Source organism: Photobacterium sp. GB-1 (assembly GCF_003026165.1).
GTDB lineage: Bacteria > Pseudomonadota > Gammaproteobacteria > Enterobacterales > Vibrionaceae > Photobacterium.
Genome location: NZ_PYOB01000002.1, coordinates 60,162 through 83,227, shown reverse-complemented (window position 1 = coordinate 83,227; position 23,066 = coordinate 60,162). Strand labels below are relative to the sequence as shown.

Sequence of the window (23,066 nt, the reverse complement as noted above, 5' to 3'; positions counted from 1 at the left end):
AACCTCCTGCAGTTTGAATAATTATGATGATAAGAAGTTAAAGACTAAATAGCTAAACTTCTTTTTAATTTTATCGCTTTCACTATGAAAGATGGCTTAATTATTAAAAATTCTTATAGTTAAGAAGTTTTTAATAAAATATGCAAAATGCGTCTCAAATAGAATAAATGACATTATTGGTTTATTTTAAAATGTAACCTCAATTTAGAAAATCTAGCCATATATTCACATCACAGAATAACTCGGTATAATCGCTGTACTTTTTATCTACTCAATGACGTTTATTATGGCAGGCTACTTAACCTTTCTTGTGCCCGCGCTACTTGGTGCGCAACTTATCCTTACCATTGTTTTGATGAAGGGCGAAATTTGCCCAGGTCAACGTGGTCGTGTTCATAAAATGTTACCAGTATTGCTTGTTGGTTGGTTACTCGCCGCTATAGCACAGCCTTTAGCCGTGTTACCTTTACTGTCATTAGCGTTCTTTACGATGAAAGTGAAAACAGGGAAAACACGTGATGCTGGGCCTATTAAAGTTTTATATGGCAGTGATGTATTAGCCTTTATTTGTTGGCTTGTATTATTACCCACCTTAAATATGCCTGAAATTGCGATTAGCCTAGTTGCTATCGCATTATATGGTAGTGCATTAGCCCATGTTTTACTGACTTTTGCGCGTACGCGTTTACAGGCATTTCACCGCATATTACCGTTTGTCGGTTTTATTAGTGCAATATTAACGATTTTATTTATGATCTGGCAGATCATGACTCTCGGTCAGGCAACAACAAGCCACCATATGATAGAAATTATTACGGCATTAGCATTAATGGTGATTGGCTTGGTGATTTGGTCTGGTCACATCTTATTAAATAAAAAAGTGAATAATTGGCAGTTAGTGATTGCGCTTGTAGTGTTGATGTTTTCTGCGGGCTTACAGTTAGTTTTGTTTTAAAACTATCGATATTAAAAACAATGAAATAGAGCCGCTTTTATAGCGGCTTTTTTGTATTGGTTATCTACGTCTATGCTTAATGAGTAACATGAATACTTTTTAATTAAGCCATTATGTAGGGAGCTGGAAGGTGTATGGAAATTAATAATCTACTGAGTATGGATGGCAATATTGTCATTGGGATAGTGAATGAACGCTTACGTTTAGAATGCAGTAGCATGTCTGAATTATTAAGTCGTTATGAACTAGATGAAGGCGAATTGACAGATAAGTTGGCACAGCTAGGCTATCAGTATGATCCAATAACCAATCAATTCCGATAATACATTAATCTATAAATTAGCCTCATAAGTGAGGCTTTTATTTTGTCTAAATTATGCCGACTTAATACCTTCTAAATGGAGCTGGCATTGTTGCCTTGCCGTTGCGAAAAAAGCTTGTAGATAGTGACGTTGCTGTTCTGATGCTCTAATCGCAGCAAATAAACGTCGCCATAAGCCTTGCTCTAACGGCTTACTTACGACTAACCCCTGTTGCGCAAAATCATGAATAGCCCAATTAGGTAGTACGGCAACGCCTAATCCAGCCGACACCATTTGCACAAGCATCAAAGTATTATCCGCCTGTTTCCAAGCTTTCGGCTCTATGCCAGCAGGTTGTAGGAAATGTTTCACGACATCTAAACGATTTTTTTGTACGGGATAACTCAGCATGGTGTGAGCGGCAATATCTTGCGGTGTGATAAAAGGCTTTTCTGCTAAAGGGGAATTAACACTAACGATTAATCGCATTTCAAAATCAAATAAAGGTTCATAATGGATCTCGCTTCGTGGCTGAATATCAGACGTGATCACTAAATCGAGCTCACCGCAAGCAAGAGCAGGTAATGGTTCGAAGCCAAAGCCTGAAGAGAAGTCTAGTGTTACAGCCGGCCACTGCACCTGATATTCCTTCAATGCAGGCATTAGCCATTGAAAACAGGAATGGCATTCAATCGCCATATGTAAGCGACCATTAGCATCTTGTTTTATGTTAGCAAGTTCATGTTCTGCATGAGTGATTTGCGGAATAATTGTATCTGCAAGGTTTAATAAAATATCACCTTCTGCAGTAAATTTTACAGGTCGAGTTTTTCGTAAAAATAGCTGACCACCAAGACGTTGTTCCAGATCTTTTAATTGATGAGAAAGAGCTGATTGGGTCAAACACAATGTATTAGCTGTCGCGGTTAATGAGCCAGTATCTCGTAATACTGATAATGTTCTAAGATGTTTTAATTCAATCATGCTTGTCTACGTCCTTGTGAAAGCGTGTTCTTTTATCAACTTATCGTTTTTTGCTATAACCCAAACATCTAGATGGCTACACGTCCATATTAGCGTGGATGAGTTTATATCGCCATACTATCAACATGAGAAATATTCATAATCAAAGTGAATATTTGGATGTCAACGTGTAGACAACAGAAAGCAAATCAAAAATTTTGCAACTCTGATTGTGGTTTGAAAACACATAACTAGGTTGAAACGGAAGCAGCACTTGAAAATATGGTCAGTACAGAAATTACTACGTCAATAGTTTATTAAAACAGTAGGATAAATAAGTAAAAGAGAGAAATAAAAAAGGCAGCTTCAAGGCTGCCTGTCTGTTTTTCTAAAGTAAATGCTTATTTAGTATCAGCAACTTTTTTCGTGAACGTTAATGTGTGTTTTGCATTTGTTAGTGTCAGCGTGTCGCCAGAAATAGCAACTTTGTTCCAGTCTGATAATGATTTTGAAAATGTTTGCTCAACTTTCATTGCATCGTCAGGACAAAGCATCATTGTCATCCCCATTTTTTCAATGCGTAGTTGTCCATCTTTAAGCTCTGCTTGACCAAAGTAACGGTTGCACCCTGCGTTACCGTTAGCGGCAAGATCCGAAGATAGTTCTAGACTAGGGGCTTGGAAAGGTGCTTGTAATGCAAGAGCTTTGTGATCGATTTGAACTAATTCCCAATTGCCATTGCTAATTTCGTTTGCAGTGACTTTATGTGGCGCTGAGTTCATAGCACTGTTACCTGCACAAGCGGTTAGCATCAAAGGAAGTACCAAAACTGATAAAAGACGCTTTTTCATAATAATCATTCCTGAATAAATTCTATTTTTAAGTCGGCGTTATTGTACACTGTTTCATTATATAAATAACTATAGCTTACATAACTCTACCAGAGTATTACTTTACATTTATTTACGTAACCAAATGTAATTCGTTATGCTAAGTATAAGATTATTTGAAGATTTAATTATTCCAAATCTCTCATATTGTAACGTGTTATTGCTGATGAATCATGTTTTAAGAGAGAAGGCATGGATATAACGTGATGGTTATAAAATGACGAATATAGCTAGCGCTAAAAAGGGCAGGTATTACAGAGATGAGGTAATACCTTGCCCATACTTATTTGGTCTATTTAAGCTTTTTTAGATTCAATTGCTTTTTCAACCATATGAAGATGCACATCTTGCTGTGGGAATGGGATTGAGATATTTTCACGGTCAAAGCGCATTTTTACTTCGCGTGTGATATCCCAGTAAACATCCCAGTAATCGTCTGTTTTCACCCAAGGGCGCACGATAAAATCAACAGATGAAGAGTTTAGAGTGTGTAATTTAATTGTTGGCTCTGGGCTACGTAGTACTGCCGGATGCTCAGAAACAATGTCATTTAACACACGTTCTGTTTTTTCAATGTCATCGCTGTAACCAATACCAAAGATCATGTCTACACGACGGACTTTTTCGTGCGTTACGTTCTTTATGATATCACCCCAAATTTTACTATTTGGGATCATTAGCATCTCGTTACTGAATGTTTTGATTGTGGTGTTTACAAGACTCATATGACTTACTTTACCCGTAATACCACCAGCTTCAACCAGATCACCGACATCAAATGGACGGTAAATCAGTAGCATCATACCTGCAGCGAAGTTTGATAGCGTATCTTGTAATGCGAAACCAACAATAATACCGGCAACACCGAAACCCGTTAGAATAGGGGCTAGGTTTAGGCCAATTTGAGATAAAGCAATAAGCAAACCAATAGCAAAAACGGCTTTCCCTGACATAGAGATAAAGAACTCTTGCATCAAGATAGACATGTTTAAGTTCTTTGTAGAAACTGCACGCTTTACCATTTTTCTTACAATGTTTTTCAATGTTTTGAATGCAAAGATGATCAAAACAAAAATAAACACTTTAAATAGCATTTGTGGCAGGTTGCTTAGTAACCAATCTTTTAGATCTGTTGTCCAACCCGATGCGATAGACCAAATAACTTTGCTATTTAGCAAATCATCAGTAACGTTACCGGTTTGTTCGAATAGTTGTTTTTTGTACTCAGCAGTATCAATACCTACCGTATCTGCAATCTCAATCAGATTTTCTAAGTTAGTCGTATCATTATCAACTTGACGTTGAGCTAGGATCTGGGAAAGTTGAAGTGTACTTTTTTCACTTTCACTGGCTGATTTTAATTGCTTATTAGCAACATCTAATGCTTGGCTATCAAAAGTTAGAGATGTTGAAGTAAATGCTAGGCGGTGCTCAATTTTGTCGGTTAATTCTTTTACAGCTTGTGGGGCTGGTTTTCCTAGCTTTTCTAGCCACTGATAATTTTGCCATTCTTCTTTTAGAATTGAAGTTGAAAACTGACGTGTTTCAGCTATTGTTTTTAAAGCAACAAGTTTGTCAGCATCTTTAGCTTTATCGAGAACTTCCTGATCTCGTGTTAATTTTTCATCAAGAAATTTATTGGCTTCTCTAACAAATACAACTTGTTTATCTACTTGTGTTAACAGCAACTTTTTATCGACATCGTTGCTTTTAATCATACTCGCGAGAATATCACGAAGTTCGTTATTTTTATTTAGTATTTGTAAGCGGACTACATCGAGAGAAGATCCCGTTAATGTAGTTGTCTCCTTAGATAAGGTTACTATTTCACTATTGAGTTGAAGTAGTTGCTCTACTTTAGGATTAACGGTTTGCTTGGACGTATCGGTCTTACTCTCGGCAAAGCTAAGAGAAGACACAAGTAATAATATTAATACCAGAAAGCGCATAATGCGGTTAACTCCTACTGGTGTAAACATAATCAAAGAAAAGCCATATATACAATTCAATTAATGCATATTTTTGCTGGCTAGAGAAAATAGGCGCAGATTATATATTAGTTTTAAAGCGGAAAGTTAGAAATTTGCAAGTAATCAACAAGAAGAATGGATGGTACAAATAATCGTTTAAGTTGATATGAAAAATAGAAAACCACGACAATTTAGTGACTTGTCGTGGTTTATTGTAACTTTATTATGAACGTTCATTTAAGTTTTGGCGCGCTATCTCACTGTCTTTGTCTGCATAGAAATGGACTTGAAATTGAGTATCAGGTGTCATTAATTCAACTTTATGCCAGTATTGAGGCGGGCTGATGAGTGAGTCATTTGCCTGAATAACAACCTCTTGTTCGATTTCTCCTCGTCTTTCTGTAAAGCCATAAAATTTCAGAGTCCCAGATATAACACTAATTTTTCCGTATACACCTTCACGGGTGTTGTGCTCATGAACTAACATTTTCGGCACAGTGTCACGATTAAATACTGAGGTTGATTTGTAGTTAATAAAGCTATTAGGAATAGATGCCATAAGTTCTCTCCAATATTATTTTTGATTAGGCTTGGTGAGCTGGTAAATCCTTGTTTTGATAACAATCAGCAAAGTTATGATTACGATCGCGATGTTTAGCTTCATCTTCTCTGATTCTTAATACAACATCTCGCAGTTTTGCATCATCATGTAACTCATAGTAGTTAATTGCAATTTGTGGCGCTGCGACATTTTCAAGTTCACCACTATCAATTTTTTCTAAAAATTCGGTATAGCTTTTACAAGCTTCCTCTTCAAAGTAACCCACGACACGGTGCGCAATCTTTGATGAAGTGAGGTAAATAATACTGTATACACAGATGAAAACGGCTTGCCCTAATAAGACAAGTCCACGTTCAACCCAGCTTGGTTTAGCGATATCTAAAAAGATCATTAAGTGCATACGTTCATTATCTGCTTCACTTAATAACTCTTTGATCCACCCCTCATCATCTTTCATTCGGCGAAGGGCTTTTAAATGGTTAAACATACCGGCAACCATACCTGGTACGGCAGCAATGGTTTCTAAAATCACAGCACGTTTAGCGTATTTTTTGCCATAGAAAATATTAAGAGAATACTTGAGAAGCTGTGTGATTTTATACGCTAGGCGCTCAGAAAATTTAGTGGTTTCTCTGTGTGTTAAAGCAAAATCTGACATTGGACTACTCGCTCTTTCTTAAACATGTATTAATAATACATGTTTAAATTATTAAAACAAGTATTTAAAATGCAACATATATAAAAAAGCCTCTTCACAAGGAAGAGGCAAAAAGTACCATCGCTATTATTATTCTAAAAAATGCGAAGAGGAAGAACGTTAATTAACTTCTATTAATTAACCAAAATCACCATTTACATAACCACGAGTGCGTTCATCTTGAGGGTTATTAAATAGGTTTTGCGTTTCATCATGTTCTACTAATTCACCCATAAGGAAAAATGCAGTACGGTCAGAGATACGACGTGCTTGCTGCATTGAGTGAGTAACGATAACAATGGTGAAATCTTTCTTCAGTGACTCCATTAAATCTTCAATTTTTTTGGTCGCAATAGGATCAAGTGCAGATGTTGGTTCATCCATCAAAATAACTTCAGGTTTCATTGCGATTGTACGTGCAATACATAAACGTTGCTGCTGACCACCTGATAGGCCAAATGCGTGTGATTTCAAACGATCTTTTACTTCGTCCCATAATGCGGCACCACGAAGAGATTGTTCGACAATCTCATCAAGGGTCTTTTTATCTTTAACCCCTTGTGCACGTAGACCATAAGCAACGTTTTCGTAAATGCTCATTGGGAATGGATTTGGTTTTTGGAATACCATGCCGACTTTAATACGTAGCTGAGCGACATCAATATTGCCATAAACATCTTCACTATCCATGGTCAATGATCCTTTGATGTTTACGCCTTCAATAAGATCATTCATGCGGTTAAGGCAACGAAGTAGGGTAGATTTACCACAACCTGATGGACCAATAAGAGCCGTTACCTGACGATTAGGAATCGGTAAGTTAATTTGTTTTAGCGCTTGGTTCTGACCGTAGTAAAGATCTAGGTTTTCAATATTAAATTTATTCATTTTATCTTCCTCAAAATTAGTAAGTCGCAGTGTTGAAACGGCTCGCAATTAGTTTGGTAATTAAGTTAATGATAAGAACAATCACAATAAGAACAGTGGCAGTACCGTATGCCTGATTCCATTCATGAACGGTGTAAAGTTCTTGGGTTAACTTATAAAGGTGCACGGTAAGCGTTCGACCAGAGTCAAAAACACTTTCAGGTATACGTGCAACCATACCTGCGGTCATAAATACCGGTGCGGATTCGCCAATAACACGACCGACACTGAGGATGATAGCTGTTACAATTCCTGGCATTGCACTAGGAAGAATAAGTCGCCAGATGGTGTAAATTTTAGATGCGCCTAAACCATAAGAACCTTCACGGTAGGTTTGAGGAACAGCCATTAGTGCTTCTTCTGTGGTTCGAATAATAACAGGCAGAATCAAAATACTGAGTGTTAATGCACCCGATAAAATTGAATAGCCAAAACCCATAACAACCACGAAGAATGTCATACCGAATAAACCATAAATAATTGATGGAATACCAGCGAGTGATTCTGTACAGAATCGAATAACTTTAACTAAACGACTGCCTACTTTTGCGTATTCAGTTAAGTAGATAGCCGTCATAATACCTAACGGTGCTGCAACTGAGATAGAAGCAATAACCATATAGATAGTTGAGACGATCATTGGCCAAATTCCTGACTCTTGACCAATAGTGGTATAGCCAGAAGTAATAAAGGACCAATTAACATGGGCTAGACCATTACTTAAAATGTACCAAATCACCCAAAGTAAAAAACCAACCGTGATACCTGCTGATAACCAAATTAAAAATAAAGCGATCTGATCTTTACGTTTTTGTGCTTGCGGGTTGGCTTTGGCCAATACCGATGTATTTGCTGTTAATGACATAACTTTTACCTCGCACGCTCACGGTTTAAAAACAAAAGCGCGCCGTTTAGCATCATGATGAAAACCAGAAGGACAATACCTGTAGCGTACAATGCACTGGCGTGAATACCGGTTGCGTAAGACATTTCGATAGCAATATTTGCCGTTAGTGTACGTGCCGACTCTAATAGACCATCAGGCATAGCAGGGGAGTTACCCATCACCATAATAATTGCCATCGTTTCACCTAGAGCACGAGCAACACCTAAGATGACGCCAGTCATGATGCCTGAGCGAGCTGCCGGAACCAGTAGTTTGAAAATGGTGAACATCGATGATGCTCCCAATGCTAAAGACCCTTCTTTATACGCACGAGGTACAGCGCGAATAGAGGTTTCAGATACCGTAATAACTGTTGGTAAGATCATGACGGCAAGCACGATGATACCCGCCAGAATAGTGTTACCGGCAGGGACATTAAACACTTCTTGGATAAGCGGCACGATAATAACTAAGCCAAAGAAACCATAAACGACAGAAGGAATACCAGCTAATAGTTCGATCATTGGACGAATTAAATCGGCTAGACGTTTTGGGGCTACTTCTGCAATAAAAATAGCAGTTAAAACACCAATGGGTACACCTAACACAACAGCACCAGCCGTTGAAACCAGTGATGCAACGATCATTGGTGCAATGCCGTATAGCGCTGGTGGTAACCAATCAGTACCAAGGACGATACCAGCTACACCAGCTTGCGCAAAGGCAGCATAACCTTCGCGGAAAATAAAGTAGCCAATGGTAATAAGAGATAAAATGCCGATAGCGGCACTTAGCATAAATAGATTTTTAAAGACTATTTCTCGCCAATCAATTCGTTTTTTTGATTTTAGCGAAGAAGTGCTCTTTGCTGTTTTTTCAATATTCGCGATGGTCATTACTTACTCCAGAACCAGTACAAAAGTGACCGGTTACTGACAAACAAAAAACGCTCAGCCCTAATGAGCTGAGCGTAAAATACTAATTAATGTGTAGAAATGAAGCCTTTGTTTTCAACAATTTTCTGTGCGTCTGCTGATTTCATCCAAGATAGGAATTTTAGCGCTTCAGCAGATGGACGGCCTTCTTTGAACACAACAAGGAATGGACGTTGAACTGTGTAGTCACCAGACTTGATTGCAGCAACAGAAGGTTTGTGACCGTCGATCGCTAGCGGTTTAACAGTATTATCTACTGAACCTAAAGAGATATAACCAATAGCAAATGGGTTGTTTGCAACGGTTGTTTTCAGCTGACCATTACCACTAGCAACTTGTGCTTTCTGTGAAATAGCTGAAACTTTAACGCCATTGATTTTTTTCTTTAGTTTCATGATGTCTTCAAAAGCACCACGAGTACCTGATGCTGTATCACGTGTAGCAACAACGATTGGCTTATCTTCGCCGCCAACTTGTTTCCAGTTAGTTACTTCACCTTTATAGATTTTTGCAACTTGCTCTTTTGTTAGGTCAGAAACCGGGTTGTTGTTATTAACAACAACAGCGATACCGTCACGAGCAATAACCACTTCTTGTACTTCAGGCGATTCTTCTGATGCTTTAAGTGCACGAGAAGACATACCAAAATCGGCTGAGCCATCGTGTGCAGTACGAATGCCAGCTGATGAACCTGGGCCTTGAACCTCTACTGTTACATCGTTTCCTTTCGCGTAAGTCTCACCAAAAACTTCCATAAGCGGTGTTACTGAGCTTGAACCTACAACAGAGATAGTTTCACCTGCAATTGCTGCAGTGCTAGCTACCATTGTTCCTGCTAAAGCGATTGCACCGATAATCTTTGTTTTCATTTTCCTAGTCCTTCGTGGTTGCTTATTACTGTAGATATAAATGAACGTGACAAAGATTAGGAAAGTTGTGTGACACTTATGTTTCAGAACTTTGAACACTCTATGAATGTTGTCACAAATACTTAATAGGGATTAATTGAGGCGTTAATTGAATGTTATTAAAGCGGTAAGCGTACTTTATCGCTATTTGGTATCTTGTTTTTATGGGGTAATTTATATAGTTACAGCTGCTTGTGAGCGATTTTTCACCTATTTATATGCTCAAAGATTGAATGTTACGATGCGTAGAACTTAATCGTTGTTAGATGAAAGCTTATTTACGATATGAATATGAGCCTCTATATCAGAAAGTTGTTTGACACTTTATCTATAGTAAAATGAACGGTTGTAATGGATAGTTAAATTGTAATGACTTCCTAACCAGACTTTTTATGTTAATAAAGGCTATCGATGTTAAAAAAAGCGCAGCAAATGGTGGTGTTTAATGCTCTAACCAAGCAGAAGAGTTTTACAAAGGCTGCTCAATTACTGGAAATTTCGCGTACTCAAGTGAGTAAACTGGTTCAACAATTAGAAGAACGTCTAGGTGTACAACTCGTACAGCGAACAACACGTTCTTTTGCGTTAACAGAATCAGGGCGAATTTTTGCGAAACATTGCGAAGTTGTTGTCGATGAAATTAATGAAGCTGAGAGTGAGCTGTTGATTTTTGGTGATAGCCAGCAAGGATCATTACGGGTGGGTATTGCCCAGTCATTTGCTTCAAATCATGTGGCGCCTTATATCAATGAATTTCATGAACAAAACCCATTAGTTAATCTTGAACTCAGCTTATTTGATCATCGTGTTGATTTGATCTCAGAGCAATTAGACTTATGGATAGGTTTTATGGATTCTCCTCCTCAAGGTTTTGTTGCTCGCCACTTAACTAATTGTGATTTTGTTTTAGTCGCGAGCCCTGATTATTTAGCAAAATATGGTGTGCCTTATCATCCTGATGATTTACAACATCACAATTGTATTACGTATTTTAGTCGTGAGCGTAAAGACAATATTTGGAATTTCAGCTTAGGTAATGAAGAACAACAGGTGAAGGTAACGGGCAATTATCGAGTGGATTCTGCTGATGCAATACGCGATGCAACCATTTCTGGTAATGGAGTAGGGTACTTAGCGACGTATTTATTAAAAGATGAAATCCGCCAAGGTAAATTAATTCGGTTAATGCCTGATTGGCAGTTAACACAACATATGCCATTGTATGCAGTTTATCCTCGCCATAAGTATTTACCCTCGAAGGTGAATCTTTTTATTGAGTTTATTCGTGAACATATCGCGTTAGGGAATATCTCATGTCAGGTATAGTGAGCCATTAAACTTTTCATGTTGGTAAGTCTTTATTTTCATCAATCATATGATGTAAAAAACAGCAGCGTGACGCAAACGGTTAGCTAAACGCTGTTTTAAATGTTTCTAATTGTAAATTATGGGAACAATACTATCCCATATAAGAACCAATCAAACGCTTTTCGTTTGCTTAGCTTGAAAAGTAGCCGTTTCCTGTGTTTTTTGTTTCTCGATTGTTAATTGTAATAACAATTTGATCCTTGTCACGTTTTTATTTCTCAATAGAATCCCCCCGCAATCGTTTACTACTTCACATTGGAGATTGACCATGCATTATTTGGTCGGCATCTTAGGCATTATTGTTATTTTTGCCGTTGGTTTTTCATTTTCAGAAAATCGTCGTGCAATTAATTGGCGTAGCGTGTTGGGTGCATTTTGTATTCAAGTTATTTTTGCGGGCTTCATTTTATACATTCCTATTGGTCGTGTAGTTTTAAACAGCATATCTGGTGCCGTATCCGGTATTCTTGAATATGGCCATGAAGGTACGGAATTTCTGTTCGGTCAATTAGCACAATTTAAATTAGGTTTCATTTTCGCTGTTAACGTTTTGCCTTCAATTGTGTTTTTCTCTGCGCTAATTTCTGTACTGTATTACTTAGGCGTTATGAAATGGGTGATCAGTACGATTGGTGGCATATTACAAAAGCTACTGGGTACAACACGTACAGAGTCAATGTCTGCAACGGCTAATATTTTTGTCGGTTCAGTGGAAGCGCCTTTAGTTGTTCGACCATTTTTGGATCGAATGACACGTTCAGAATTATTCGCAGTAATGGTTGGCGGTTTAGCATCTGTTGCTGGTGGTACCATGGTGGGATATGCGGGATTAGGTGTTCAGCTTAAGTACCTTATCGCAGCAAGCTTTATGTCTGCTCCTGCAGGTTTGATGATGGCAAAGTTGCTTGTTCCTCAGACTGAAGGTGTTCACACCATGGAAGAAGAAGACGATGGTGAAGAAGACGAACCAGTTAATATGGTTGATGCCGCTTCTCGTGGTGCGTTAAGTGGTTTACAAATAGCTATGGCAGTCGGCGCAAGTTTACTGGCGGTTATCAGTTTAATCGCGCTTGTGAATGGCGGCTTAGGTCATATTGGTAACTGGTTAGCCTCTTTGGGTCAGTGGTTAGGTTTTAACTGGGATGGTTTACATCATTTAAGCCTTGATATGATCTTTGGCTATCTATTTGCGCCTGTTGCATGGTTAATTGGTGTGCCATGGTCAGAAGCAACAACGGCTGCAAGTTTGATCGGTACTAAAATTGCCGTTAATGAATTTATTGCATTCGCTGATTTAATGAAGCCAGAAACTGTCGCTAAATTAAGTGAGCACTCCCAAGCGATTGTGACCTTTGCATTGTGTGGTTTTGCTAACTTAACCTCTATTGCAATGTTAATGGGCGGTTTAGGTGGTATTGTCCCACAACGTCGTCCTGAGATTGCACGTTTAGGTATGAAAGCTATTTTTGCTGCAACACTTGCTAATTTAATGAGTGCGACATTGGCAGGTTTATTTATTCCTCTTTCACTGTAGTATAGAAAGCAGAATAAAATACAAAAACAGAGAGCCGAGGCTCTCTGTTTTTGTATATGTGTTTCAAGTCGCGATTAAATAACAAAAAGGAAACGAATATCATGAAATCTGATGTGGATAAGCTTGTAGCAAAACATGCTGAACTCATTCATAGCGATGGATTGAAAGTTCGCTCACATACTCAGCGAGAAGACGGTGAGTGGATCCTGCATACGTTGATGATTGAAGGTTACGACGTCCCATTTAAATTTAAACGAAAAAAAAAATATCAAAGTTTAAATGGCTGTAAGGTGAATATGACCTATTACCCTGAAGTGATGATGGTGGCAGGGTTTGAAGTTGAAACGATGAAAGTGGTTCGAATTAAGCGCTATTAATGATTTTCCTTATTTCAAAGAAAAACGCCAAGATGCATAAATAGCAACCTTGGCGTTTTTTTATCACGTATATGGATACGGGTTAACGTTGACTATTCATTTGTTGAAGCTTATCTCCGATAGGACCTGAGAAATTAAAGCCATCATGAACATCCCAGTTAATTGACCACGTCATTACACCGCCAAAGTTAGGATACAGTTTAGTCGGTACGACCGAGCCACAGCTACTGCCTTTGGTGACACAATCTAGTGCATCAATAATATTTTGTGTTGGTGCTTGTCCAGAGTTCGCAGAACTTGGTCCTGACGGCAAGCCAATCGCAACTTGATCATCGCGAAGTGGTGCAAATTGACTGCCATCTGCCAGTTCAAACCCTTCTACTAACATTTTGACTGATGCCACCATCATATCAACCGATCCTTCAGGGGCGACTCCTGACGTATATGGATTTGCTAAACCACCGTTGTTATATAGTTGTACATGCAGCAGATTTAGCATGTCACGTAACTCATTTATCATCGGGATGTAAGCGCCCCAAATTCCTGAGTAAGCAATCATGCCGCCTTGAACATAAGGGTGTTCTGGTGCCATGGTTAAATACATATCACCACCAATGTTGGCTTCGATTTGTTTTAACGCAACGGGTAAACGGGCTTGGATCTCTGTGCCATGGAGTAAGTTTGACCCACTTTCTAAGTCAATATCGAGTCCGTCAAATCCCCACTCATTAATAATATCAGTCAAGCTTGAAACAAAGTTTGCTTGGTCGGCATCGTTATTTAAAGTGATAGTACCCTCAGCACCACCCAGTGAAAGAACGATGATTTTACCTTGTGCGCGTAATTCACGAACATCATCTTTAAATTGTTGTGGATCAAGCGGCTCACAACTACTGCGAATGTCACCGTTGTATAAATTAAAGTGAACAGTACCGTCGCTGTTGCGATCATTATCAGCAAATGCGATATCGATAATATCCCAAGCGGGTGAAATATCACGAAGACGTATTGGACAGCCAGAGCCATTAACGAAGTTATGCCAATAGCCAATTAAGTTATGTTGAGTCTCAATCGGTTCTTGAACTTTTACACTGGCTGCGGTTGATAGTGCGGTTTCACCGTTACCATTCGTAGCGAGGGCTGTGACAGTGTAATTACCTGCAGATTGCGCCGTCCAAGAACTGCTATAAGGTGCAGTTTTATCGGTTGCAACAACATTGCCGTTAATAATGAAATCAACTTGTCGAACATCACCGGTTAGTGCTGTCGCTGTTGCTGAAAGGGTGAGTGCTTTACCTAGTGTGACAACAGAGCCACTACTTGGAGATGTTAAGCTAGTAACAAGAGCCTGATCGCTTACAGTAACCGTAGCGCTAGCTTCATTCGTGTTCGCTTCATTATCAGTGGCAACGGCTTTAATCGTGGTATTACCTAAATCTGATGCTAACCACTGTGTGCTATAAGGGGCTGTAAGAACGGTGTCAATAAGTTGTTCGTTAGCATAGAAACTGACTTGTTCGATAGTACCATCGGCATCAGTAGCATCAGCATCAATCGTCAGAGTCGTTCCTGCTAATACCGTTTGTTGATCACTAAGAGAGGTGATCTTAACGTCAGGAGCAATGGCGCAAATTCCTAAATCTGTCCATGCATCTGTCCAATACTGTCCCTCACCAGGCTTATAAGCCCAATCAGATGATGATGAACACCAACCTGCGATGTCACAACGGTATTTATGATTATTACTTTCTACCAAATCACCTGCTAGATAATCAGTACCAGATTTAAAGGTTGGAATATCACCACAACCACCACCAACAATAACGTCATCAACAGTAAGAGTTATCGCACTTGATGTGGTTGTACTATTTTCATTGTCTGTTGCTTTGGCTGTAATTTGATGATTACCCGCCGTTGATGTCCATTGCGCTGTAAATGGGGCTGAAGAACTTGTTGCGATTAGTTGGTTATCAACAAAGAACGCTACCTGAGTGACGGAGCCATCTTTATCTTCGGCATTGGCTGTGATCGTTACCGTATCGCCTTCAGAAATAGGAGTATCAGATGTTGGTGAACTAATTGAAATACTTGGCGCAAGGTTTTCACTCGCTGAAACGACACTAATATTCACAACATCTGTTTTAGTGGCATTTTCATTATCCGTTGCTGTGGCTGTAATGGTGTAGTTACCAAGCACCGTTGTCCAATTAATTTGGTATGGGGCTGTATCGACAACTGCAATAGATTGTTGGTTTATGAAAAACTCAACATGTTGAATAGAACCGTCTTTATCACTTGCGTTGGCAGCTAACGTAATATCTGTTTGCGCGGTTAATTGTGCATTATTAAGCGGTGAGATCAGTGTTACGGATGGATCTTGATTCCCACTGCTCATGCAGCTGTCTACTAATGTCCATTCTTGCCAAGGGCCTGAGTGATTTGAAGGCTGATTGCCTTGAGACCACCAATTTGCATTATAGATGTTGTTGTCTTGTTGGACTTGGCTACCGCCATTATAGGCTATATTTGCTTGCCATTTGGCGATATTAGAACAATCTGCCGCGTAAGCATGTGATGTGCTAAAGGCGACGGCTAACGCACAGGTAAGAAGTGTCTTTTGCATTGTCTATCCCTATTGCAGTTAAAATTCCTCGAAAGTGAGTAGAATAATAATGCGAGAGAAAGTGAATAAATGTTAAAAACAAGGTGCTTAACTTTTAAGCTTTATTAAGTCACTCACAGTGTAAATAGAATACAAAGTGAATGTCATTTTTATTTTTGAGCGGTCTCACAACAAAGAGATAGTTAAAATTGCTTGGCTATGATTGTAAAAAGGAATACATTTTGTGTAAGAGGTTTATTAGCCTAGAAATATCGGACTAAAGGAAGAAAAATGGATTGGTATCTTGCTGTTTTAAAAAAATATGCACAGTTTAATGGTCGTTCACGCCGTAAAGAGTTTTGGTTTTTTACGCTTTTTAGCGCTTTGATCAGTATGGCACTAGGGTTTGCTGATAGTCTTTTAGGTTTACCAACCATTGGGGATGACTATGGCGTATTAGCGGCATTATATTCACTGTTTATTGTTATCCCTAATATTGCCGTGATTGTCCGTCGTTTACATGATCAAGATCGTACCGGTTGGTGGGCACTGATCATGTTTGTTCCGATTGTTGGTATCTTAGTGCTGATCTATTTTATGGTACAAGACAGCAAGCCAGGTGATAACCGATTTGGTCCCAACCCAAAACAAAATGAAGGTTCATTCACGGTGTAAATACCAATTAATCATTATATTGAACGTAAAGCTCAGACAAAAGTTCTGGGCTTTTTTATGTGTGAAATTTAAGCAGCCAATGAAAAAAAGTATAAATTGATAAACGTCCCCTTGCATATCTTAGTGTGTTTGGTAAAAAGAAATGAGCGAATATGGAAAGCGCGGTTATTTTTGTAGGAGGCAACGATGCTTATTGCTGATAAATTATTAAGTAAAGCAATTCAAGAGCAAGTAAAGCGTGAAGGTGCGTTGAACGCTTTAGAAACCGTATATTCAAAAGCGCGTTATGCACACTTTAAGCGTGTGAAATGGGGTACTCAGTTCTTTGATGGTATTCAGTTTGGCGACGGTAGCTTAATTGCTGTAAAACCAGGTTCATTTAACCGCTTAACTCTCGTTAGCCTTGCTTCAGAAAAGCACGTGGGGTGATAACCCATTATTCTGAGTAGTGCTCTCGTTAAAGCATTCTATAAGCCTATTGGTGGCAAGCCCTGAAGGCTTATATAAGCAGATTGCTGGTCTGAGGATATAATCTATTATTTCATTCTTTAGAAATGTGTTTTAGTATTGCAACAGATGAGTGATGTTCGTTTTGACCGAAATGAAACATCATGACCACTCATCATTATTAATATCGTTTTTGGAGTACGATTAATGTTGTGTAACTTTTCTATTCATCAAGTTCAACGACAATGCTCGTTGGCTGTCTTTTCGAACCTATCTTTATATTCATCTCGATTTAGTCACGGCTATTAATTAGCCGACAATCTAAAGATTAAAATCATTTGATAATACGCAGCCATAAGCTGAGGCTTTGTGTTGCATATATAAAGTAAGGGTATTGTGTGAATTTAAAATTAATAGGTAGCTCGCTGATTATTGCGGGTACAGCACTCGGTGCAGGAATGCTCGCTATTCCAATGGTATTGGCTCAGTTTGGCTTATTGTCAGGCACAATTTTAATGTTGATTATTTGGAGTGGTACAACGTATTCAGCATTATTATTACTTGAAGCCAGTATTAAAGTTCGCGGTGGTTTAGGTATGAACACTATCGCGAAACAATCATTAGGAAAGGGTGGACAGTTAATCACTAATGGCTTGTTATACGCACTATTAATATGTTTATTAATGGCTTACATCATTGGTGCCGGCGACTTAGTGCATAAAATGGTACTGAATTTAGATTTAGATATCTCGTTAGTTCAAAGTCAAATTTTGTTTGCTGTTATTGCTGGTGGTATTGTCGCGGCTGGTACTGGTGTGATTGACAAGCTTAATCGTGTGTTATTTCTCTTAATGTTAGCAGTGCTTATTATTACGCTCTTTGCCTTAGTGCCAAATATGTCACTAGCACACTTTTTCACTGCAACAAATGACAGTAGTATTGATCTAATCAAAACCAGTGCTGTGTTATTTACCAGTTTTGGATTTTTTCCTGTTATTCCATCATTAGTGTCTTATAACGACAAAGCGACACATGCGCAATTACGCAATATGGTTTTACTAGGCTCGTTTATTCCACTTGTGTGCTACTTATTGTGGCTTTACGCTGTTGTGGGAAGTTTATCGTACGAGCAATTAACACAGTTCAATAATGTTTCCGAGCTAATTAATGTGCTGGCCACTCGATTTGAAGGAATCCATGTCATTCTTTCATTATTTACGGGACTAGCGTTGCTGACTTCATTCTTTGGTGTAGCTCTTTCATTATTTGACCAAAATATTGATTTATTTAAACAAAATCGTGCGGTGACGTATGTTTTAACCTTTATTCTTCCATTATTAGGCGCCATATTTGCTGCAGATAAATTTTTAGCAGTATTAAGTTATGCGGGCTTAATTATGGTGTTTATTGCAGTGTTTATCCCTATGATGATGGCTCTTAACTTAAGAAAAGCAGAGGGTAAGACACAAACAGCAATAAGTAATGATGCGTATTACGAAGTTGGAGGTGGGCAAATTGCAATGATGGTTTGTTTTGGCTTTGGTTTGTTCTTGATTGGAGCGCAAGTTATTTAAACTAAGCGTAATAGTAAAAGTGTGGGGCTGATAGATTGACCGATCTATCAGCCCCTTATTCTAGGTATGTATTAAGTGACCGACTTAGACATACCAAACAGAGAGTGACTATTGGAGTGCGATAGGAGTATCGCTAGCACACACTGTTATTTTTCCAAATAATACAAAGTTTCTGGTAGTAGGGCTAGATGATGAGAATTTTAGGAAATCTTACAGTGTAAAGAAATGATTACAGATAAAGGGAGCATGGTGCTCCTTTTATCGCTAAATTGCTCGATTATCTGTGCTACATTTTGATTACTGTTAAGTAACGCTTTGGATAACCACTTTTGTAATAGTCGGTTTCAGTCACACCAAAATGCTTTTTAGATGAAGAGCTATGAACAAATTTCAATGTGTTTTTACCCACTTCAGTAATAATACCAGCATGACCTGGTTTACGAATCTTCGGATTTGTTCCTGTGAAAACAATAAGATCACCTACTTTGGCGTTTTTTAGTGATACTTTTTTATCATAAAGATTAGGGTAAGCCGCTGTTGTACGAGGTATTGAAATATCGTACTTGTTATAAACATATTTAATGAAACCTGAGCAATCAAAACCTTTAGGCGTTGTCCCACCCCACACATACTTTGTACCAAGATACTTACGTGCGAAGTTGATCATGTCTTGTTCTTTTTTTAACTCAGTGTTTGAGATAGGGGTAACGGATGGCTTAATAACTGTTTTAGCTACCATAGGTTGTTTTGAGAGCGCTTCGGGCTGTGGTGATGCATTTACCGTTGATTCACAAGCAGTAAGAAAAAAAAGAGAACAGGTGATAAGTGCCACTGAGGATTTAGGTAATGTCATAACTTTATGTGCGCTTGCTGTTTAAAAAAGGAAAAGATAGCTCATCATAACGGTTAGATGAAAGTTGTGTTAATTTTTTACTTGAATCCCTTCACATCAAGGTGATTAAGTTATCGATGATCAACAAAAATAAAAATTAATTATGTAACCTATTGTATTTTATTTAAATATTAGTGCTTTTAGGGAGTAAAACGAAATACATAATCCGTTTTGTTACTATAAGTTATTGATATGTCACATAAGGTTTTACTGGTAGGTGTTTGATTCTTTTTGGGAATACTCTATCATACCGATTATATCGATAGGTGTGTATTATATTTATAATATTGTTCGCGCTTTATCGATATCCTAAAAAGGTATTTGGTGTGGTTATGTTAAGAAGTGTAGTATTTTTTCTGATGATGTTTCTTTCTTTATCTGCGAAAGCTGAAGAGAGATTAACGCTTTGGTATTCGCATCAAGATAATAGTTTTATTGAATTATTGGTAAGTGAATTTCAAAAAGAAAATAATATAAATATCTCTCTTGTTCAATTTGATCCTGAGAAGATAAAAGCTGAAATTTTACTGGGCGCACAATATGGTGGTTTACCTGATCTTGTCATTTTTCCCTCTGATTTTGTTGGCCTACATAGTTTAATGAAACTATCAAGTATTCCTAAAAGTTGGTTATCACCAGAGCTTTCTCGAACGGCGATGATGACAGCGTACGTTGATGATAAATATTGGGGAGTTCCTGTTATTCAAGGGAATAACCTATTGTTATATTATAATAAAAAGCTAGTTTCTCAGCCAGTGAGTAGTTGGCATGACATTATCGATACCAAGCAAAAGTGGCTTGATAAAAATATTTTGCCTATTGGGTGGAATTACCTCGATATGTATTACTTTATACCATTTTTATCTGCGTTTAATGGTTGGCCCATTATTGATGGTGAAATATCACTTAATACACCAGAAATGGTTAAGGCTTTAAAATATTATCGTTATTTATCAGAGCAAAAAATTGTAAATCCTGAATGTAATTATACTTGTTCACAAAGTGATTTTATTCAAGGTAAAGAGGCGTATGCGATTAATGGTGATTGGGCATATCAAGATTTAAAGAAGGCAATGGGCAATGCTCTAGGCGTAGCCTTATTACCTACTGTTGATGGTAATGTAATGCACCCAATGAGTAGCACATTTCTTCTGTCATTACCTAATTACAATAACCACACGGTACATAAAAAAGCCTTAATTAAAAAGTTTGCTAAGTTTATTCAACGCTTAAGTATTCAACAATTGGTCTATAAAGAGACACGTTTATTACCTACGTCAGAGAAATTATTGAATCGCTATCAGCAGCAGGCTACAGGTGATGAGCAAATATTGTTTAAGCAATTTGAATTATCTAAACCAATGCCATCAACAATAAAAATGTCTATAGCATGGCAAGCGATGGCTATTGGCTTTAAGCGTTATGAAGATGGACTATCAGCAGAAAAAACGGCTGAATTTATGCAGCGTATCGCTATTCAGCAATGGAAGCGGTTGAGTAAAAAATGAAACTAAAATTAAAGTCATCACTGGCGCTATTAATGGTTTTCGTTGCGGTTTTACCAGCATCTATTATTGGCGGTTTATTAATAAAGCAGCAAACAGAAGTTGAAACTAATTACCGAATTGATCTCATAGAGCGTTTATCCACAACGTTAGCACAAGAGTTTAATTATCGCTTTTATCTATTATCTACTGCGCTAGATGTGTTATCACGAGATAGGTTGTTAGTGCAGGGCATTGATGACTTCTTTCTGACTAGCCATGTCGATGCCACATTAGCAAATTTAGTTGATAACACGCCATTAGCACAAGCGGCTTATTTGGTTGATGCTAACTGGGATGAGGTAGAAAATTATAATGGTATTAATGGAGTAAAATCCTTCTCCAGTTTGAAAACCTTGTTGAGTAAGAGTGTGGGTACGAGTAAAAGTACAGGCAATCAATGGGTGTTTAATTATGGTGATGAACATTTGATGCCTGATAAATTTAACCCTAGTCATAAAGGCGTTGCCATAGGTGTACCTATATATCAGTCAACGCTGACGGAAGGGCTAAAGCGTAAACCGTTAGGTTATTTAATTGTTATAGTGCCTGTGGAAAATATTGTTAAGGTTCTTCGCCCTTATTTAAAAGATGGAGAGCACGTTATTTTTCATCATAATGGCATGGATAATATTGCGGTTTATAAAGGTAAACTTGATCCCTTAATGCCGACGGTATCAAAAACGGCTGAAGTGACGATAGATAATAAATATATTGCAGAGCCAATGTCTTATGAAGCTCAAGTCTTCATGAATAAATATTTGGGAGAGAATCCCTTTACTAATTCATTAAAGATATTAACTATTGTCGCTATTATTGTAATTATGTTTACGTTATTAACGGCGACAATATCGTATCGTTGGTTCGCAAAACCTTTAACCTATCTTATGGACAGTGTAAGGGGGTGTTTAGGTGGCAATTATAATATATTAGATAAAGATTTAAGATTTTCTGAATTAATCATGGTGAATAATCTTATTCAGAAAATGTCGACCACAATAAAAGCCCAGCTTAGTGACTTAGAAGATAAAAATGTAAAGTTGATGACTTTTAATGATCAACTAGAGCAGAAAGTACATGAAAAGACGTTAGAGTTAACTCACTCATTACAGCGCGAAGAAAAACGTCGAACCATGCTTCAGTCACTCTTGTTATTTAGTAATAAATTACAACATGGTGATATTCACTCTACGGTTATGACGCAGTTAGTGAGTCTGTATCCTTATTCAGGATGGGGGATGCAGTTATTTATAAACAAGAATACAAATTGGTTTAGTGAAGGCTTGTCTAACATTAATTTAGAGAGTATTGATGCAGATGCGCATTGCAGTGATTACTTTCGTATTAATAGTGGCGATAAAGTGCTTCAATGTTTCAAAATTGTCGATACACATGGTGTGTTATTGGGGATTATTGTGATGGAGCACCCTAATATTGCACGAGATGACTATGAAATTATTTCATTATTTATTCGTCAATTATCTGCAGAACTTGAAGGTCGATTACTGAATGAAGAGTTGGAAAGAAGCGCAATCACAGACCCATTAACGGGGCTAAGTAATCGTAAAGCGTTTGATGTTGATCTTGATGAGTGGATAAAAATTGCACATCGATATCCAGAACAATACTTTGGTTTGTTTATGATCGATGTGAATGGTTTAAAGCAAGCCAATGATGAATATGGGCATCATATGGGTGATCAGCTGTTAATCGAAACGGGCAGGCTTATTCAAAGTGTTTGTCGTAGTACCGACAAGGTATATCGTCTCGGTGGAGATGAATATGCGATTATTATCAAAGGTGGTGATAATGTAGGCTGTGATAAGTTAACGTTGCGTTTACAACAGTTAGTTATAGATAAGCATTATGCACGCCTAGCTTCAGGAGAGAAAGTGGCTATTCACTTTGCTATGGGCTGTGCTAGCACTGAAAATATTGATGCACGTGCACTTTATCAAGTAGCAGATAAAGCAATGTATTTAGATAAAAAAGCATATTACGAACAAATTGGTAAAATGCCAAGGTAGCTTTAGATCACTCTAATAAAAAGAGTAATGC

21 protein-coding genes are annotated in these 23,066 nt (G+C 38.0%); 10 read left to right on the top strand and 11 right to left on the bottom strand.

Translation table 11 applies throughout. The features are described from left to right. Positions 1 to 286 precede the first annotated feature (286 nt). A complete protein-coding gene (locus C9J45_RS03030; protein WP_107292130.1) occupies positions 287 to 955 on the top strand; it encodes a hypothetical protein in 669 nt (222 codons plus the stop codon). 134 nt (positions 956 to 1,089) lie between these two features. Next, positions 1,090 to 1,278: a DUF4250 domain-containing protein gene (locus C9J45_RS03025; protein ID WP_005368511.1), complete on the top strand. Its 189-nt coding sequence runs from the start codon at positions 1,090 to 1,092 to the stop codon at positions 1,276 to 1,278. A 51-nt stretch (positions 1,279 to 1,329) separates the two neighbouring features. On the opposite strand, the gene metR is transcribed toward C9J45_RS03025, so the two are convergent. The 9 genes from metR to C9J45_RS02980 form a co-directional block, all read right to left on the bottom strand. After that, positions 1,330 to 2,241, bottom strand: coding sequence for an HTH-type transcriptional regulator MetR (gene metR / locus C9J45_RS03020; RefSeq protein WP_107206293.1), 912 nt, complete (start codon positions 2,239 to 2,241; stop codon positions 1,330 to 1,332). A 380-nt stretch (positions 2,242 to 2,621) separates the two neighbouring features. Next, entirely contained in the window at positions 2,622 to 3,071 is a 450-nt protein-coding gene (locus C9J45_RS03015) for an META domain-containing protein (protein WP_107206294.1), read from the bottom strand. Positions 3,072 to 3,406: 335 nt separating this feature from the next. Continuing rightward, a complete protein-coding gene (locus C9J45_RS03010; RefSeq protein WP_107290539.1) occupies positions 3,407 to 5,059 on the bottom strand; it encodes a mechanosensitive ion channel family protein in 1,653 nt (550 codons plus the stop codon). 244 nt (positions 5,060 to 5,303) lie between these two features. Continuing rightward, positions 5,304 to 5,639, bottom strand: a complete 336-nt coding sequence (locus tag C9J45_RS03005) for a DUF1971 domain-containing protein (RefSeq protein WP_045084364.1) — start codon at positions 5,637 to 5,639, stop codon at positions 5,304 to 5,306. Positions 5,640 to 5,664: 25 nt separating this feature from the next. Beyond that, a complete protein-coding gene (locus tag C9J45_RS03000) occupies positions 5,665 to 6,300 on the bottom strand; it encodes an alternative oxidase (protein WP_105059943.1) in 636 nt (211 codons plus the stop codon). A 177-nt stretch (positions 6,301 to 6,477) separates the two neighbouring features. Then, a complete protein-coding gene (gene pstB / locus C9J45_RS02995; RefSeq protein ID WP_107206297.1) occupies positions 6,478 to 7,227 on the bottom strand; it encodes a phosphate ABC transporter ATP-binding protein PstB in 750 nt (249 codons plus the stop codon). A 16-nt stretch (positions 7,228 to 7,243) separates the two neighbouring features. Further along, positions 7,244 to 8,131, bottom strand: a complete 888-nt coding sequence (pstA, locus tag C9J45_RS02990; RefSeq protein ID WP_107206298.1) for a phosphate ABC transporter permease PstA — start codon at positions 8,129 to 8,131, stop codon at positions 7,244 to 7,246. A gap of 5 nt (positions 8,132 to 8,136) precedes the next feature. After that, positions 8,137 to 9,048, bottom strand: coding sequence for a phosphate ABC transporter permease subunit PstC (gene pstC / locus C9J45_RS02985; protein ID WP_107206299.1), 912 nt, complete (start codon positions 9,046 to 9,048; stop codon positions 8,137 to 8,139). A gap of 86 nt (positions 9,049 to 9,134) precedes the next feature. Then, complete coding sequence (locus tag C9J45_RS02980) at positions 9,135 to 9,956, bottom strand: phosphate ABC transporter substrate-binding protein (protein ID WP_107206300.1); 822 nt, start codon at positions 9,954 to 9,956, stop codon at positions 9,135 to 9,137. Positions 9,957 to 10,406: 450 nt separating this feature from the next. Between C9J45_RS02980 and C9J45_RS02975 the strand changes: the two genes are divergently transcribed. The 3 genes from C9J45_RS02975 (at position 10,407) to C9J45_RS02965 (ending at position 13,274) form a co-directional block, all read left to right on the top strand. Then, complete coding sequence (locus C9J45_RS02975) at positions 10,407 to 11,321, top strand: LysR family transcriptional regulator (protein WP_107206301.1); 915 nt, start codon at positions 10,407 to 10,409, stop codon at positions 11,319 to 11,321. A 310-nt stretch (positions 11,322 to 11,631) separates the two neighbouring features. Beyond that, positions 11,632 to 12,897 (top strand): NupC/NupG family nucleoside CNT transporter, encoded by a 1,266-nt coding sequence (locus tag C9J45_RS02970; RefSeq protein ID WP_107292129.1) that lies wholly within the window; start codon positions 11,632 to 11,634, stop codon positions 12,895 to 12,897. Between the two features lie 101 nt (positions 12,898 to 12,998). Further along, entirely contained in the window at positions 12,999 to 13,274 is a 276-nt protein-coding gene (locus C9J45_RS02965) for a hypothetical protein (RefSeq protein ID WP_107287107.1), read from the top strand. An 82-nt stretch (positions 13,275 to 13,356) separates the two neighbouring features. Here C9J45_RS02965 and C9J45_RS02960 read toward each other — a convergent pair whose 3' ends face one another. Continuing rightward, positions 13,357 to 15,897: an Ig-like domain-containing protein gene (locus C9J45_RS02960; protein ID WP_107292128.1), complete on the bottom strand. Its 2,541-nt coding sequence runs from the start codon at positions 15,895 to 15,897 to the stop codon at positions 13,357 to 13,359. 270 nt (positions 15,898 to 16,167) lie between these two features. Between C9J45_RS02960 and C9J45_RS02955 the strand changes: the two genes are divergently transcribed. The 3 genes from C9J45_RS02955 to C9J45_RS02945 all read left to right on the top strand — a co-directional run bounded on the left by C9J45_RS02955 (position 16,168) and on the right by C9J45_RS02945 (position 18,572). Then, entirely contained in the window at positions 16,168 to 16,551 is a 384-nt protein-coding gene (locus C9J45_RS02955; RefSeq protein ID WP_107206305.1) for a DUF805 domain-containing protein, read from the top strand. Positions 16,552 to 16,737: 186 nt separating this feature from the next. Next, positions 16,738 to 16,980, top strand: coding sequence for a hypothetical protein (locus tag C9J45_RS02950; RefSeq protein ID WP_107206306.1), 243 nt, complete (start codon positions 16,738 to 16,740; stop codon positions 16,978 to 16,980). A gap of 416 nt (positions 16,981 to 17,396) precedes the next feature. Further along, positions 17,397 to 18,572, top strand: coding sequence for an amino acid permease (locus tag C9J45_RS02945; RefSeq protein ID WP_107206307.1), 1,176 nt, complete (start codon positions 17,397 to 17,399; stop codon positions 18,570 to 18,572). A 286-nt stretch (positions 18,573 to 18,858) separates the two neighbouring features. On the opposite strand, the gene C9J45_RS02940 is transcribed toward C9J45_RS02945, so the two are convergent. Next, on the bottom strand, positions 18,859 to 19,425 hold the full coding sequence (locus C9J45_RS02940; protein ID WP_107287105.1) for a C40 family peptidase: 567 nt from the start codon (positions 19,423 to 19,425) through the stop codon (positions 18,859 to 18,861). 371 nt (positions 19,426 to 19,796) lie between these two features. Here C9J45_RS02940 and C9J45_RS02935 point away from each other — a divergent pair, with 371 nt between their 5' ends. After that, positions 19,797 to 20,972 carry an extracellular solute-binding protein gene (locus C9J45_RS02935; protein WP_233217619.1) on the top strand — a complete coding sequence of 392 codons (1,176 nt, stop codon included), beginning with the start codon at positions 19,797 to 19,799 and terminating at the stop codon, positions 20,970 to 20,972. After that, entirely contained in the window at positions 20,969 to 23,035 is a 2,067-nt protein-coding gene (locus C9J45_RS02930; RefSeq protein WP_107206309.1) for a GGDEF domain-containing protein, read from the top strand. The genes C9J45_RS02935 and C9J45_RS02930 overlap by 4 nt, the downstream gene beginning before the upstream one ends. Positions 23,036 to 23,066 lie beyond the last annotated feature (31 nt).